At 66.6% G+C, this 14,340-nt stretch carries 12 protein-coding genes and 1 pseudogene; 8 read left to right on the top strand and 5 right to left on the bottom strand.

Annotation, left to right across the window (positions count from 1 at the left end; translation table 11 throughout):
• Positions 1-201: 201 nt before the first annotated feature.
• Positions 202-1,824, top strand: coding sequence for an ABC-F family ATPase (locus tag AC1Q7H_RS33840; protein WP_013956869.1), 1,623 nt, complete (start codon positions 202-204; stop codon positions 1,822-1,824).
• 46 nt (positions 1,825-1,870) lie between these two features.
• Here AC1Q7H_RS33840 and AC1Q7H_RS33835 read toward each other — a convergent pair whose 3' ends face one another.
• Entirely contained in the window at positions 1,871-2,500 is a 630-nt protein-coding gene (locus tag AC1Q7H_RS33835; protein WP_153955950.1) for a hypothetical protein, read from the bottom strand.
• A gap of 206 nt (positions 2,501-2,706) precedes the next feature.
• Between AC1Q7H_RS33835 and AC1Q7H_RS33830 the strand changes: the two genes are divergently transcribed.
• The 4 genes from AC1Q7H_RS33830 to AC1Q7H_RS33815 all read left to right on the top strand — a co-directional run bounded on the left by AC1Q7H_RS33830 (position 2,707) and on the right by AC1Q7H_RS33815 (position 8,270).
• Positions 2,707-4,140 (top strand): aldehyde dehydrogenase family protein, encoded by a 1,434-nt coding sequence (locus tag AC1Q7H_RS33830; RefSeq protein WP_153955949.1) that lies wholly within the window; start codon positions 2,707-2,709, stop codon positions 4,138-4,140.
• Between the two features lie 122 nt (positions 4,141-4,262).
• Positions 4,263-6,725 carry a penicillin acylase family protein gene (locus tag AC1Q7H_RS33825; RefSeq protein WP_211979759.1) on the top strand — a complete coding sequence of 821 codons (2,463 nt, stop codon included), beginning with the start codon at positions 4,263-4,265 and terminating at the stop codon, positions 6,723-6,725.
• 121 nt (positions 6,726-6,846) lie between these two features.
• Entirely contained in the window at positions 6,847-7,554 is a 708-nt protein-coding gene (locus tag AC1Q7H_RS33820) for a glutamine amidotransferase (protein WP_153955948.1), read from the top strand.
• Complete coding sequence (locus AC1Q7H_RS33815) at positions 7,551-8,270, top strand: MOSC domain-containing protein (RefSeq protein WP_211979758.1); 720 nt, start codon at positions 7,551-7,553, stop codon at positions 8,268-8,270. Before AC1Q7H_RS33820 ends, AC1Q7H_RS33815 begins: the two co-directional genes overlap by 4 nt.
• Positions 8,271-8,281: 11 nt before the next feature.
• Here the strand turns inward: AC1Q7H_RS33815 and AC1Q7H_RS33810 are convergent, their stop codons facing one another.
• On the bottom strand, positions 8,282-8,533 hold the full coding sequence (locus AC1Q7H_RS33810; protein WP_013956863.1) for a DUF1289 domain-containing protein: 252 nt from the start codon (positions 8,531-8,533) through the stop codon (positions 8,282-8,284).
• Positions 8,534-8,744: 211 nt separating this feature from the next.
• Between AC1Q7H_RS33810 and AC1Q7H_RS33805 the strand changes: the two genes are divergently transcribed.
• The 3 genes and pseudogenes from AC1Q7H_RS33805 to AC1Q7H_RS33795 form a co-directional block, all read left to right on the top strand.
• Positions 8,745-9,215 (top strand): PaaI family thioesterase, encoded by a 471-nt coding sequence (locus tag AC1Q7H_RS33805; RefSeq protein ID WP_013956862.1) that lies wholly within the window; start codon positions 8,745-8,747, stop codon positions 9,213-9,215.
• A 225-nt stretch (positions 9,216-9,440) separates the two neighbouring features.
• Positions 9,441-9,719 (top strand): cation diffusion facilitator family transporter, encoded by a 279-nt coding sequence (locus tag AC1Q7H_RS33800; protein WP_153955946.1) that lies wholly within the window; start codon positions 9,441-9,443, stop codon positions 9,717-9,719.
• 67 nt (positions 9,720-9,786) lie between these two features.
• A pseudogene (locus AC1Q7H_RS33795) lies at positions 9,787-10,224 on the top strand (helix-turn-helix transcriptional regulator); the annotation flags it as partial.
• Between the two features lie 28 nt (positions 10,225-10,252).
• Here AC1Q7H_RS33795 and AC1Q7H_RS33790 read toward each other — a convergent pair.
• The 3 genes from AC1Q7H_RS33790 to prpF form a co-directional block, all read right to left on the bottom strand.
• Entirely contained in the window at positions 10,253-11,377 is a 1,125-nt protein-coding gene (locus AC1Q7H_RS33790; protein ID WP_013956859.1) for an asparaginase, read from the bottom strand.
• Positions 11,378-11,604: 227 nt separating this feature from the next.
• Positions 11,605-13,059, bottom strand: coding sequence for a bifunctional 2-methylcitrate dehydratase/aconitate hydratase (locus AC1Q7H_RS33785; RefSeq protein ID WP_492382202.1), 1,455 nt, complete (start codon positions 13,057-13,059; stop codon positions 11,605-11,607).
• A gap of 26 nt (positions 13,060-13,085) precedes the next feature.
• On the bottom strand, positions 13,086-14,276 hold the full coding sequence (gene prpF, locus AC1Q7H_RS33780) for a 2-methylaconitate cis-trans isomerase PrpF (protein WP_013956857.1): 1,191 nt from the start codon (positions 14,274-14,276) through the stop codon (positions 13,086-13,088).
• Between the last annotated feature and the right edge of the window lie 64 nt (positions 14,277-14,340).

Raw genomic sequence — 14,340 nt, 5'->3', positions numbered from 1 at the left:
CCTGACTTCCTGCCGGGTTCTCACATGAACCGGGCGCGGCCCGTGCCGCATCGCCAGCCATGGCCGCCGGAATACTCCGAGCCAGCGCGATGCATCTCCGGCAAGGCCCGTCCCTGAGCGGCATGGGGTGCGCCTCGTGTGCAAAACCGGCAAGCCGCGGCCAGCGCCGCGGCGCCACAATCTCCAGACAAGGTTCAAGACGTGCTTTCTACCGCAAACATCACCATGCAGTTCGGCCCCAAGCCGTTGTTCGAGAATATCTCGGTCAAGTTCGGCGAGGGCAACCGCTACGGCCTGATCGGCGCGAACGGTTGCGGCAAGTCCACGTTCATGAAGATCCTGGGCAGCGACCTGGAACCGTCGTCGGGCAACGTCATGCTGGAGCCGGGCGTGCGCCTGGGCAAGCTGCGCCAGGACCAGTTCGCCTATGAAGACATGCGTGTGCTGGACGTGGTGATGATGGGCCACACCGAAATGTGGGGTGCCGCGCAGGAGCGCGACGCCATCTACGCCAACCCGGAAGCGACCGACGAAGACTACATGAAGGCCGCCGAGCTGGAGGCCAAGTACGCCGAATACGACGGCTACACCGCCGAGGCCCGCGCTGGCGAGCTGCTGCTGGGCGTGGGCATCCCCACCACTCAGCACCAGGGCAACATGAGCGACGTGGCCCCCGGCTGGAAGCTGCGCGTGCTGCTGGCACAGGCACTGTTCTCGAACCCGGACGTGCTGCTGCTGGACGAACCGACCAACAACCTGGACATCAACACGATCCGCTGGCTGGAGACCGTGCTCAACGAGCGCAACTCCACCATGATCATCATCTCCCACGATCGCCACTTCCTGAACTCGGTCTGCACCCACATGGCCGACATGGACTACGGCACGCTCAAGGTCTACCCGGGCAACTACGACGACTACATGGAAGCGTCGATGCAGGCCCGCGAGCGCCAGGTCGCCGCCAACGCGCGCGCCAAGGAGCGCATCAGCGAACTGCAGGACTTCGTGCGCCGCTTCTCGGCCAACAAGTCCAAGGCCCGCCAGGCCACCTCGCGCGCCAAGCAGATCGAGAAGATCAAGGTCGACGACATCAAGCCGTCGTCGCGCCAGAACCCGTTCATCCGCTTCGAGTTCGAGAAGAAGCTGCACAACCTGGCCGTGGAAGTGGAGAACATCACCAAGACCTACGACCGTAAGATCATCGACGGCCTGTCGCTTGCGATCCAGGCCGGCGAGCGCGTGGCGATCATCGGCGAAAACGGCGCCGGCAAGACCACGCTGCTGCGCAGCCTGCTCAACGGCGCGGTGCAGACCGGCGTGCAGCGCGGCGTGGAAGTGGACCGCGGCACGGTCAAGTGGGCCGAGAACGCCAACGTCGGCTACATGCCGCAGGATACCTACGAGGAATTCCCGGACAACCGTGACGTGATGGACTGGATGAGCCAGTGGACGCAGGCCGGCGACGACGAGACCTCGCTGCGCGGCACCCTGGGCCGCCTGCTGTTCTCGGCCGACGACATCAGGAAGTCGGTCAAGGTGCTGTCCGGCGGCGAGAAGGGCCGCATGATCTGGGGCAAGCTGATGCTGGGCCGCCACAACGTGCTGGCCATGGACGAGCCGACCAACCACATGGACATGGAGTCGATCGAATCCCTGCAGATCGCGCTGGACAAGTTCACGGGCACGCTGATCTTCGTTTCGCACGACCGCGAGCTGATCAGCGGGCTGGCGACGCGCGTGATTGAAGTGCGCACGGACGGCACGCTGACGGACTACCTGGGTACGTATGACGAGTACCTGCAGTCGCAGGGTATCGACGGCTGAGCGTCGGGACCTTGATGATGCAAGAAGGCCGCCTCCGGGCGGCCTTTTACATTGCTGCGCCGGAATGCCAGCCAGCGGCGATGCGATCGGCGATCTGGTCGAGCTGGCTCGTGATGGCACGCGCGGTGATGTCGCCCTTGGCCTTGAGCAGCGCCGCATGCAGCGGTTCGCGCAGCGCCAGCAGCGCGGGCAGGTCGGTGGCCTTTTCGACCTTCACCTGCATCATGTAGCCGCGCAGGCCGAGATGCTGCCCGATCACGTCGGTATAGAAGTGATACAGGCTCTCGAAGGCCGCGATGTCCGCGGGCGAATGGGTCGCGGTATCGGCCGGTTGCGGTGCCTCCGGCACCTCGCTGGCGGGCGCGTGCCGCATTGCGTACACGGAGAACATATTGGTGTCGGCGGCAGGCGTGACACGCGCCGGTGCCTGCGTCTGTGCCACTGCAGCGGGCGGTCGTGCCGGCTCCGGGACGGCTTCGACCAGGCCTTGTGCCACCAGTGTGTCCATGGCCTCGGGGGCCACCCCCATGCCGGCTACCTGCGCCAGCAATTCCTGCCCGCGGCGCTCGCCGTTGACCATCAGCAGCAGCGCGCGCAGCTTGTGGTCAAGCTTGCGTGCACGCGTCCGGATCTCGTCCTGTCCCGCATCCGTCTTGCGGTAGATCGGATCGACCATGTCTCACCCCTTGTTATGTCCGGCCGCTTTTGGCGAGAGTCCCCGTCAGGTGCTGCGGCCGATTATCGCCATCTTCTTGTCCAGAGCGGTATGCGCGGCTTTCCGCGGCGCAAAAACATAGTCCCGAATCCGCTCTACAATGTGCGTGCACCATAAAAGTAACAAAAAATTGCAATCGCCAATTCACCAAACCGAGAACTGTGGCCATGCAACAACGAGACAAACTCTTTATTAACGGCAAGTGGGTCGCTCCCCACGGCAACGGCAAGATCGACGTCATCCACTCCGCCACCGAGGCGGTGATGGGCACCATCCCCGAAGGCTCGGCGCGCGACGCCGAGGATGCCATCCAGGCGGCCCGCGCGGCCTTCGACAGCTGGTCGGCCACGCCGCCGGCGGTGCGTGCCGGCTATATCGCCAAGATCGCCGAAGGCCTAAAGGCGCGCAGCGAAGAGCTGGCCCAGCTGATTGCCGGCGAAGTCGGCATGCCGATCAAGCTGGCGCGCGCGATCCAGGTGGGCGGGCCGGTCTACAACTGGGGCCAGGCCGCCAAGCTGCTGGACGGTTTCCGCTTCGAGGAAGAGGTCGGCAACTCCCTGGTGGTGCGCGAGCCCGTGGGCGTGGTGGGTGCCATTACTCCGTGGAACTACCCGCTCAACCAGATCACGCTGAAAGTGGCGCCGGCCCTGGCCGCCGGCTGCACCGTGGTGCTCAAGCCCTCCGAGGTGGCGCCGCTCAATGCCTTCGTGCTGGCCGAGGTGATCGAGGCCGCCGGCCTGCCGCCGGGCGTGTTCAACCTGGTGACCGGCTATGGCCCGGTGGTGGGCGAGGTGCTGGCCAGCCATCCGGAAGTCGACATGGTGTCGTTCACGGGTTCGACCCGCGCCGGCAAGCGCGTCTCGGAACTGGGCTCGCAGACCGTCAAGCGCGTTGCGCTGGAGCTGGGCGGCAAGTCCGCTTCGGTGATCCTGGACGACGCCGACCTGCCGTCGGCGGTGAAGGGCACCATCAATGCCTGCTTCCTGAATTCCGGCCAGACCTGTTCGGCGCATACCCGCATGCTGGTGCCGCGGGCCCGTTACGATGAAGTGAAGGCGATCGCGCAGAAGGTGGTCGCGGGCTTTACCGTGGGCGATCCGCTGCAGGAAACCAGCAAGCTGGGACCGCTGATTTCCGCGGTGCAGAAGGACCGTGTGACCGGCTATATCCGCCGGGGCCTGGATGAGGGTGCCGAACTGGTGGCTGGCGGTCCGGACACCCCGGAAGGGCTGGACAAGGGCTTCTACGTCAAGCCGACCGTGCTCGGCAACGTGGAGCCGCGTGCCACCGTGGCGCAGGAAGAGATCTTCGGGCCGGTGCTGTCGATCATCTGCTATGACACCGAGGAAGACGCGGTGCGCATCGCCAATGACAGCATCTATGGCCTGGGCGGCGGGGTCTGGTCCGGTGACGAGGCACGCGCGATCCGCGTGGCGCGCCGTATCCGCACCGGCCAGGTCGATATCAACGGCGGTCCGTTCAATATGCAGGCGCCGTTCGGCGGCTACAAGCAGTCCGGCAACGGGCGCGAAGCGGGCAAGTACGGCCTGGAGGAATTCCTGGAGTACAAGTCGCTGCAGCTGAAGAAGCCGGCAGCCTGATGCGGCGCTGAGCGCGTTGATGCAATATGGGAAATGCCCGGCTGGCCCGGGCATTTTTTTCGTGCGGATAATGCACGGAAAACACGCAAAACATAACGACAAAAGTCATTGGGGGAGCAACGATGCGCTGGTTTGGTCGGCTGGCCAGGTTTGTGGTGGGGCTGCTGGTGCTGGCGGTGGCCGGCGCCGTCGGGGCCCTGGTCTGGTATCGCCATGCGGCGCAGCCGCCGGCTTCCGGCCAGGAAGCGCTGGCGGGTTTGCGCGGCCAGGTCGCGGTCGTGCGCGACGGCCATGGCGTGCCGCATATCCGCGCCGCCAGCAAGGCGGACGCCTGGTTTGCGCTGGGCTACGTCCATGCCCAGGACCGGCTGTGGCAGATGCAGATGAACAAGCGCGTCGTGGCAGGCCGGCTCGCGGAGATCCTGGGGCCGTCCGCGCTCGATACCGACAAGTTCCTGCGAACGCTGGGCGTGCGGCGCAATGCCGAGGCCATCCTGGCGCAGGCCTCGCCCGAGACCCGTGCCGCGTTGCAGGCCTATGCCGACGGCGTCAATGCCTGGATCGACCATCGCAAGGGCCCGCTGCCGCCTGAATTCCTGCTGCTGCGCGCGCAGCCCGAGCGCTGGGAGCCGGCCGATACGCTGGGCTGGCAGACCATGATGGCCTGGGACCTGGGCGGCAACTGGACCCAGGAAACCCTGCGCATGCGGCTGGCGCAAGTGCTGCCGGTGGCCCGCATCAGCGAGTTGCTGGCGCCGTATCCGGGCGAGCAGCCGGTGCGCACCATGGATTACGGCCACCTTTACAAGCAACTGGCACCGCTGGCGAATGCCATGGCCAGCGTCGGCGACAAGGCGCCGCCGGGTTATGTCGAGGGCATGGGCTCGAACAACTGGGTGGTGTCGGGCGCGCATACGCAATCGGGCAAGCCGATGCTGGCCAATGACCCGCACCTGGGGCTGCAGGCGCCCGCGCTGTGGTACTTCGCCAGGATGACGGCGCCCGGCCTGGACGTGACCGGCGCCACGCTGCCCGGCATGCCGCTGGTGGTGCTGGGACACAACGACCGCATCGCCTGGGGGCTGACCAATACCGCGCCCGACGTGCAGGACCTGTATATCGAACGGCTGCGCCCCGGCAACGACACGCAGTACCAGACCCCGGACGGCTGGGCTGCATTCGAGACCCGCACCGAGACCATCCGCGTCAAGGGCGCCCCGGACGTGGTGCTGAAGGTCCGCGCCACGCGCCACGGCCCGGTGATTTCCGATGTGGCCGAGCCGCTTTCGGCTGCCGCAGGACCGCTGGGCGCACAGTATGTGGTGGCCTTCCAGTGGACCGCGCTGCGCCCGGACGACCGCACCTTCCAGGCCGGACTACGCATGAACGAAGCGCGCGACTGGGCCGGCTTCACCGCGGCGCTGCGCGACTTCCATTCGCCGCAGCAGAACATTGTCTATGCCGATGTCGACGGCAATATCGGCTTCTATGCGCCCGGACGCGTGCCGCTGCGCCGTGCCGACAACGACCTCAAGGGGCTGGCTCCGGCGCCCGGCTGGGATGCGCGCTACGACTGGACCGGCTTTATTCCGTTCGAGGCACTGCCGCACCGCTACAACCCGGCCGACGGCGTGATCGTGACGGCCAACCAGCGCATCGTTGCGCCGGACTACCCGTACTTCATCACCAGCGAATGGACCGTGCCGTATCGCTTTGACCGGATCCAGTCGCTGCTGGCGGCCACGCCCAGGCACAGCTTCGACAGCTTTGCGGCGATCCAGAAAGACGTAGTCTCGCTGGCCGTGCGCGATGCCTTGCCGCTGCTGCTGGCCGCGCCCGTCGGCCGGGACGCAGCGCGGCCCGAGCGCGAACGCGCCTTGCTGGAAGCGCTGCGCAAGTGGGACGGCACCATGGACCCGGCGCGCGCCGAGCCGCTGGTGGTCACCGCTTGGCTGCGCGAGCTGTCGCGGCGGCTGTTCGAGGAGAAAGCGGGCGAGGCGATTTTTGTCCGCCTGTGGGAGCAGCGTAACGTCCAGCAGCCCATGCTCAACATCCTGCGCGATCCGCGCACACTGGGCGCGTTCTGGTGCGACCGGCAGCATACGCGCCCGGCCGAGACCTGCGACGACGCCATCGCAGACGCCTGGACCCAGGCCATGGCGGACCTGTCGCGCCGCTACGGCGACGACGCCGCCCGCTGGCGCTGGGGCGAGGCGCACACGGCCCGCTCCGAGCACAAGCCCTTCGGCAAGATCGCGCACCTGTCGCCGCTGTTCAACCTGCGCGTGCCGACCGGCGGCGATACCTATACGGTCAATGTCGGCCGGCATAACCTGCGCGACGACAAGGCGCCGTTCGAGAACACCCACGCGGCCAGCGTGCGTGCGCTCTATGACCTGGCGAACCTGGAGGCGTCGCGGTTCATGGACTCCACCGGGCAGTCAGGCAACGCGCTGTTGCCGCGCTACCGCGACTGGACCGGAAAATGGGCGGCGGTCGAGTACGTGACCATCCCGCCCGTGCCATCGCTGCCGCAGCAGGCTGCGCCGGATACGCTGATCCTGGTGCCGGCTGGGAAAAAATAGCGCAGGGCATGACATGTCGTGCTGAGAATGCTCGCAAATAGGCGAGATCCTGCCATGGTCTTCGCGGGGCGCAGCAATTGACGCTACCATGGGGACCCCTTTCGACTGGCAGGAGTCCCGGATGGCAACGCGTACCACTCATGTGATCCAGCACGTCGCATTTGAACATGCGGGCGTGATCGGCAATGCCTTGCGCGCGCGCGGGCACACGTTGCAGGTGTTTCAGGCCGGTGTCGATGACCTGGCACCCATCGCGGATAATCCCGCCGACCTGCTGCTGATCCTCGGCGGCCCCATCGGTGTCTATGAAACCGATGCCTATCCCTGGCTGGAGGCCGAGATCGCCCTGATCCGCCAACGCCTGGCGGCTGGCGGCAAGATGATCGGGGTTTGCCTGGGCGCGCAGCTGATCGCGCGTGCTGCCGGCGCGCGGGTCTACGCGGGCACGCGCGAGATCGGCTGGGCGCCGATTTTGCCCACGCCGGCGGGACAGGATTCCGCGCTGGCCGAACTGGCCAGCGCCCACTGGGAGGTGCTGCACTGGCATGGCGATACCTTCGACCTGCCTCCCGGCGCGCAACTGCTGGCGTCCACCGCCGCGGTACAGAACCAGGCCTATGCCATCGGCAACCAGGTGCTGGCGCTGCAATTCCACCCCGAGGTCATGCCGCGCGATATCGAGGCCTGGCTGATCGGCCATACCGTCGAGCTGGCCAAGGCCGGCGTCGATCCGCGCACCATCCGCGCGCGTACTGCCGAAGTCGGCGCCACCGTGGCGGCCGCGGGCGAGCGCATGTTCGCGCGCTGGCTGGAGGAAGCCGGGCTATGAGCCAGCCGGCATCGCCCGTGCGCGCGGTGATCGGCGCTGTGCTGATGGGACAGGTGCGCCCGTTCGGGCCCAAGGGCGTGCCCAGCGGCATCGCCAAGACCGCGGCATTCGATCGGATTCGCGTGACTGCGCTTGGACTTGAAGGCGATGGGCAGGGCGATCCGCGCCATCACGGTGGCCCGGAAAAGGCACTGCACCACTACGCCTTCGATCATTACCCGGCGTGGCGTGAGGAACTGGCTGCGCAGGGTGCGCAAGGCAACGGTGTGCTTGACGTTGCGGGCGCCTTCGGCGAGAACCTGAGCACCACCGGGCTGACCGAGGCCGCCGTCTGCATCGGCGACCGCTTCCGTCTGGGCACGGCGCTGGTGGAGGTATCGCAGGCGCGCCAGCCATGCTGGAAGCTCAATCATCGATTCGGCTATGCAGGCATGTCGCGCGCCGTGCAGCAAAGCCTGCGCACCGGCTGGTACTACCGTGTACTGGAGACTGGCGACGTGGCGGCGGGGGATACGCTGGAACTGGTGGCGCGCCCCTGTCCGCGATGGTCGCTGCAGCGCCTGCTGCAGGTGCTGTATGTCGACCGGCTGGACTATGCCGCGCTCGCGGAAATGTCAGAGCTGGCACCGCTGGCCGAGAACTGGCGCAAGCTTGCCCGGCAGCGCGTGGAACGGCGCGAAATCGAAGATATGGAGCGGCGGCTGGCGGGCGGCTGAATGCCGCAGCCTCAGCCCTGGCGGAACCGCTTCCCCGTGCCCTCGCGGGTAATGCGCTCCCAGACCACCTGCTTTTCCTCTTCGCTGAAGAACACCCAGTTGCTGACCTCGGCCGCGGTGCGGCCGCAGCCCTGGCAGATATCGTCGAACAGCGTCGAGCAGATGCCGATGCAGGGGCTGTCCGGGCGCTCGGACAGCGTGGAATCCGTGGTGCCGTGATCCGGTTCAGAGCGGAGCGGGGCGGATTCTGAGGGCGACGGCATGATGGCGGGAGGGATTGGGGTGAAACGGGGGGATATTATACGGGGTCGGAAGGGGGCGGCTCTCTGGGGTCGCTACTGCGCCCGCAATGTCCCGTCGTCTATGTGGTGAGAGCTGCCAACGGCTGGCATGCATGGACGGACAACTACGTCTTATGTAATTGAGCGAGTTCCTCTCACTCGCTACGCTCCACCCTGAACCAGGAGCCCAGCCATGTCCCAAGCCCTTGCCAGCTTCCCTCGCCAATGTGATCGCCAAGCCTCCGTTGCCCCCCGCATGCGTGCCATGATCGACAACGTCCTGATAGGCTCCCCGGTGGCGCGCGCCCTCGGCGTGCGGCTGGCCAGCCTGGCGCCCGATCATGTCGAGCTGGAAATGCCGTTCCTGCCGACCAACGTGACCCACGGCAGCATCGTCCATGGCGGCGTCATTGCCACGCTGATCGATATCGCCGGCGCCGCGGCGGCAGCTTCTGGCGCCAGTGCCGACGACGTGAAGGGCGGGGCGACCAGTTCGCTGTCTATCCAGTACCTGGCCCCGGCACAGGGAGCGGCGCTGCGCGCGGTGGCGATGGTGGTGCGGCGTGGGCGCCGGCAGGTGGTCACGGACGTGTCGGTCTATGCGCAAGCCCCGGACGAGGGCGTTCTGGTGGCCAAGGCATTGATGAGCAGCGCCATGTTCTGATTCCGGAGTGGATGCATCGGAGGTCCGTTTTTTTCAGTCCATAAAACGCAATTAACCGCCGTATTTTCACCTTCACACCCAAGCGCGCCAGTACGCTGGCGCGAACTGCTTCCAATGCAAAGGGGCAGCTTCCTGGAGGAAAGCGATGCAGCATGGGCCTGAAACGGCGGCGGCATCTCGGCTTATGAGCCGTACTGGAACTACATCGCGCTGGGCTTTGCGCTGGTGTTCGAAAGCATCAGCTTCAGCATTGCGCTGCGCGCGTTCCTGCAGGAAAAGCGTGATGTGCCGTTCTGGCGGGCAGTGCGCAATAGCAAGGATCCGACCACGGTGACCGTGCTGGCCGAGGACGCCACGGCGCTGGCCGGCCTGGTGATCGCCGCACTGGGGGTGTATGTGAGCCATCGGCTCAATATGCCGGTGTTGGATGGGGCGCCATCACTGCTGATCGGGCTGCTGCTGGCGGGCGTGGCCACGCTGCTGATCCTGCCTGCTGGTGGGTGAGGGAATCGACAAGGAGATGGCGGTGGCGATGCGCCAGATCGTGCTGGACGACCCCGCGGTCCAGTCAGCCGGGCTGTCCGACCCGCGCCTGGCACGTGCGCTGGTGGCGCTGCACGAGGCGCCGGGCGAGCCGTGGGACCTGCCGCGCATGGCGGCGCGCGCAGGCATGTCGCGCAGCGCCTTTGCCGCGAGCTTCCGGCGCACTGTGGGGCAGCCGCCGGCCGACTACCTGACCGACTGGCGCCTGACGCTGGCGCAGGCGCAACTGCGGCTGGGCCGCCCGGTTAAATCCGTGGCGCTGGAGCTGGGCTATGCCAATGCGTCGGCGCTGTCGCGCGCGTTTACGGCACGGATGGGCCAATCGCCAAGGCAATGGCTGGAACGGGAAGAAGGGGAAAACGCAGGGGAGGAGGCCGGGAAACTGGTGCCAGCCGATGCAGCCGCCGGTTTGCTTCCCTCTCCCGCGTGCGGGAGAGGGGCGGGGGGAGAGGGCAGGAGCGTCTAGCGGCGATACCGCTTGCTCCACGACCCCATCAGTACTTCCAGAAGACCTGCTGCAGTGCCTTGGAGTCGTTAGTCTGCGTCAGCGCCAGCGCCATCAGGATGCGTGCCTTCTGCGGCAGCTGGTCGTCGGTGACGATCCAGTCGTACTTGTCGTCCGGCTGCTCGGCATTGCGCACCACCACGCCGCTGCCGGTGCGCGAGGCGCGCACGATCTGCACGCCCTTGGCGCGCGCGGCCTTGAGCGACTCGACCATGTAGTCGCCGACGCTGCCGTTGCCGGTGGCGGCATAGATGATGGCCTTGGCACCGCTCTTCACCGCGGCGTCGACCGCGGCCGGATTGGCGTTGCCGTAGGCGTACAGCACTGCCACTTCAGGCAGCTTGTCGATCTTGTCGATGTCCCACTGCGTCTGCTGCGTGTGCGGACGCGCCGGCAGGCGATAGAACAGCGTGCGGCCTTCGACCACGTAGCCCAGCGGGCCGAACGGCGAGCGGAAGGTCTCGGTCTTGAAGGTGTTGCTCTTGGTGACGTCGCGGCCGGTGTGGATCTCGTCGTTCAGCACGGCCAGCGTGCCCTTGCCCTTGGAGGCAGGGTTGGACGCGACCAGCACGGCGTCGTACAGGTTGAGCGCGCCATCGGCGCCCAGCGCGGTGCCCGGGCGCATCGAGCCCACCACCACCACCGGCTTGTCGCTCTTGAGCGTCAGGTTCAGGAAGTAAGCGGTTTCCTCGATGGTATCGGTGCCGTGCGTAATGACGATGCCGTCCACGTCCGGCTGCTTGAGCAGTTCCGATACGCGCTTGGCCAGCTTCAGCAGGCGTTCGTTATTGAAGCTCTCCGAACCGATCTGGAAAATCTGCTCACCCTTGACGTTGGCCACCTTGGAGATCTCGGGCACCGAGGCGATGATCTTGTCGACCGGCACCACGGCGGACTGGTAGGCCGCGGTGTTGGTCGCCGATGCGCCGGCGCCGGCAATGGTGCCGCCGGTGCCGATGATGACGATATTGGCCTTGCGGGCTTCGGCCTGGGCCGTGGCGGGTGCGACGCCTGGTTGTGCGGCGGGTGCGAGCTGCGCGTGGGCAGTGCCGGTGATCAGGCTCGCCGACAGCAGGGCGGCGGCCAGCGTGGTGACGCGGGCGAAGTGTTTCATGTTTCTCCTCGGTATTTATACGAACGTGTGGCCCGTACTGGAATCGGCACGACATACCTTATGGGTGGAATGGTGCCGTCCGTGTTCAGTCGGTGGCTGCCGGCAGCGGGGCCTGTGGTGCAGGGCCCGTTCAGGCAGCGGCAGTGACTATACGTGAGGAGAATTTGGCGCGGGAGGGGCGCTGCAAGGGTTATGCCGATTCGGCATGAAGATGCCTGGGCGATAACTCAAATCGCATACATATCGAGGTACTCATTGACCGGGATGGCCTCCAGCCGCGCCTGGTCCAGCGACGCGGCCAGGATGGCCTGCTGCTGTTTCGGCGGGAAGCGGCGGGCGAGGTTGGTGCGGAATTTTTCCACCAGCAGCGGGACGCCCTCGGCGCGGCGGCGCTTGTGGCCGAGCGGGTATTCGACCAGCACCTCGTCCAGCACGGTGCCGTCTGCCAGCGTCACGGTCAGCGCGTTGGCGATCGAGCGCTTGCCGGGGTCGTGGTAGTCGCGCGTCAGTGAGGGGTCTTCCACGCAGGTGATCTTGCCGCGCAGCGCGTCGATGCGCGGGTCGGCTGCAACCTTGTCTTCGTAGTCGGCGGCGGTCAGGCGGCCGAACAGCAGCGGCACGGCCACCATGTACTGGATGCAGTGGTCGCGATCTGCCGGATTGCTGAGCGGACCCTGCTTGTCGATGATGCGCAGGCAGGCCTCGTGGGTGCGGATGGTGATGGCGGCGATATCCGCCGCGCTGCGCCCCGCGAGCGCCAGCGCACCGTGCAGCTGCATCGCGGCCTCCACCGCGGTCTGCGCGTGGAATTCAGCCGGGTACGAGATCTTGAACAGGATGTTCTCCATCACATACGACCCGTACGGCCGCTGGAAGCGGAACGGCTGCCCCTTGAACAGCACGTCGTAGAAGCCCCAGGTCTTTGCCGTCAACGCCGACGGATAGCCCATCTCGCCGGTGCGGGCGATCAGCGCCAGCCGCACTGCGCGGCTGGTGGCGTCGCCGGCGGCCCAGCTCTTGCGGCTACCGGTGTTGGGGGCGTGGCGGTAGGTGCGCAGGCTCTGGCCGTCGACCCAGGCCAGCGACACGGCATTGAGGATCTCGTCGCGCGTGAGGCCGAGCATCTGCGCGACCACGGCGGTGGAAGCCACCTTGACCAGCACCACGTGATCCAGCCCGACCTGGTTGAACGAATTCTCCAGCGCGATGCAGCCCTGGATTTCGTGCGCCTTGATCATCGCCGCCAGCACCGTCTTCATCGTCAGCGGCTTGCGCCCGGCGGCGATGTGGTTGCGCGAGATCCAGTCAGCGGTGGCCAGGATGCCGCCGAGATTGTCCGACGGATGACCCCATTCGGCCGCGAGCCAGGTGTCGTTGAAGTCCAGCCAGCGGATCATCGTCCCGATACTGAACGCGGCCTGGACCGGATCGAGCTGGAACTGGGTGCCCGGCACGCGCGCGCCGTTGGGCACGATCGTGCCCGGAACGATGGGACCCAGCAGCTTGGTGCAGGCCGGGTAGGAGAGGGCTTCGAGCCCGCAACCGAGCGTGTCGATCAGGCAGTTGCGGGCGGTGTCGTAGGCGAGGCCGCTTTTGATCTCGTACCGGGTGACATAGTCGACGATGTCGACCAGCACCTGGTCCGGATCGGGGCGTTGCGCGGACGGTGTGTCGGTGGACATGAACGGCCTCGCGGGTGCGGCTCAGCTCAGAACGCGTCGCCGGGAACGCGCACCCAGCCTTCCATCAGCACGCGCGCGCTGCGGCTCATGATGGCCTTTTTGACCGCCCATTCGCCATCGACCTGCTGCGCCTCGGCGCCCACGCGCAGCGTGCCGGACGGATGCCCGAAACGCACCGCGTTGCGCTCGCCGCCGCCGGCGGCCAGGTTGACCAGCGTGCCGGGGATGGCCGCGGCGGTGCCAATCGCCACCGCTGCCGTGCCCATCATGGCGTGGTGCAGCTTGCCCATCGACAGCGCGCGCACCAGCAGGTCCACATCGGCCGCGGCCACCTTCTTGCCGCTGGAGGCGACGTAGTCGACCGGCTTGGCGACAAAGGCCACCTTGGGCGTGTGCTGGCGCTTGGCGGCCTCGTCCACGTTCTTGATCAGGCCCATGCGCAGCGCGCCATAGGCACGGATGGTCTCGAACATCGCCAGCGCCTTGGTGTCGCTGTTGATGGCGTCCTGCAGCTCGGTGCCGGTGTAGCCGATGCTCTCGGCGTTGACGAAGATGGTCGGGATGCCCGCGTTGATCATGGTGGCCTTGAGCGTGCCCACGCCCGGCACTTCGAGGTCGTCGACCACGTTGCCGGTGGGGAACATCGCGCCGCCGGCGCCTTCTTCCTCGGCGGCCGGGTCCATGAACTCAAGCTGCACTTCGGCGGCCGGGAAGGTCACGCCATCCAGCTCGAAATCGCCGGTCTCCTGCACTTCGCCGTTGGTGACGGGCACATGGCCGATGATGGTCTTGCCGATATTGGCCTGCCAGATGCGCACCACGGCCACGCCGTTGCGCGGGATGCGGCTGGCATCGACCAGGCCGGCGCTGATGGCAAAGGGACCGACCGCTGCCGACAGGTTGCCGCAGTTGCCGCTCCAGTCGACAAAGGGCTGGTCGATCGAGACCTGGCCGAACAGGTAGTCGACATCGTGGTCGGGCCGGCTGCTCTTGGACACGATCACCGTCTTGCTGGTGCTGGACGTGGCCGCGCCCATGCCGTCGATCTGCTTGCCATAGGGGTCGGGACTGCCGATCACGCGCATCAGCAGCGCGTCGCGCGCCGGGCCGGGCACTTGTGCCGTTTCCGGCAAATCCTGCAGGCGGAAGAACACGCCTTTGCTGGTGCCGCCACGGATATAGGTGGCGGGAATCTTGATCTGGGGTACGTGAGCCATGGAAATCATTGTCCTGGTTGGCCCGGGGGGGAGCCCCGCCGCCCAGGCCCACGTCACAGCTTGT

It is taken from the genome of Cupriavidus sp. GW823-FHT06D04, from assembly GCF_058795055.1.
This window is presented reverse-complemented; position numbering and strand designations above follow the sequence as displayed.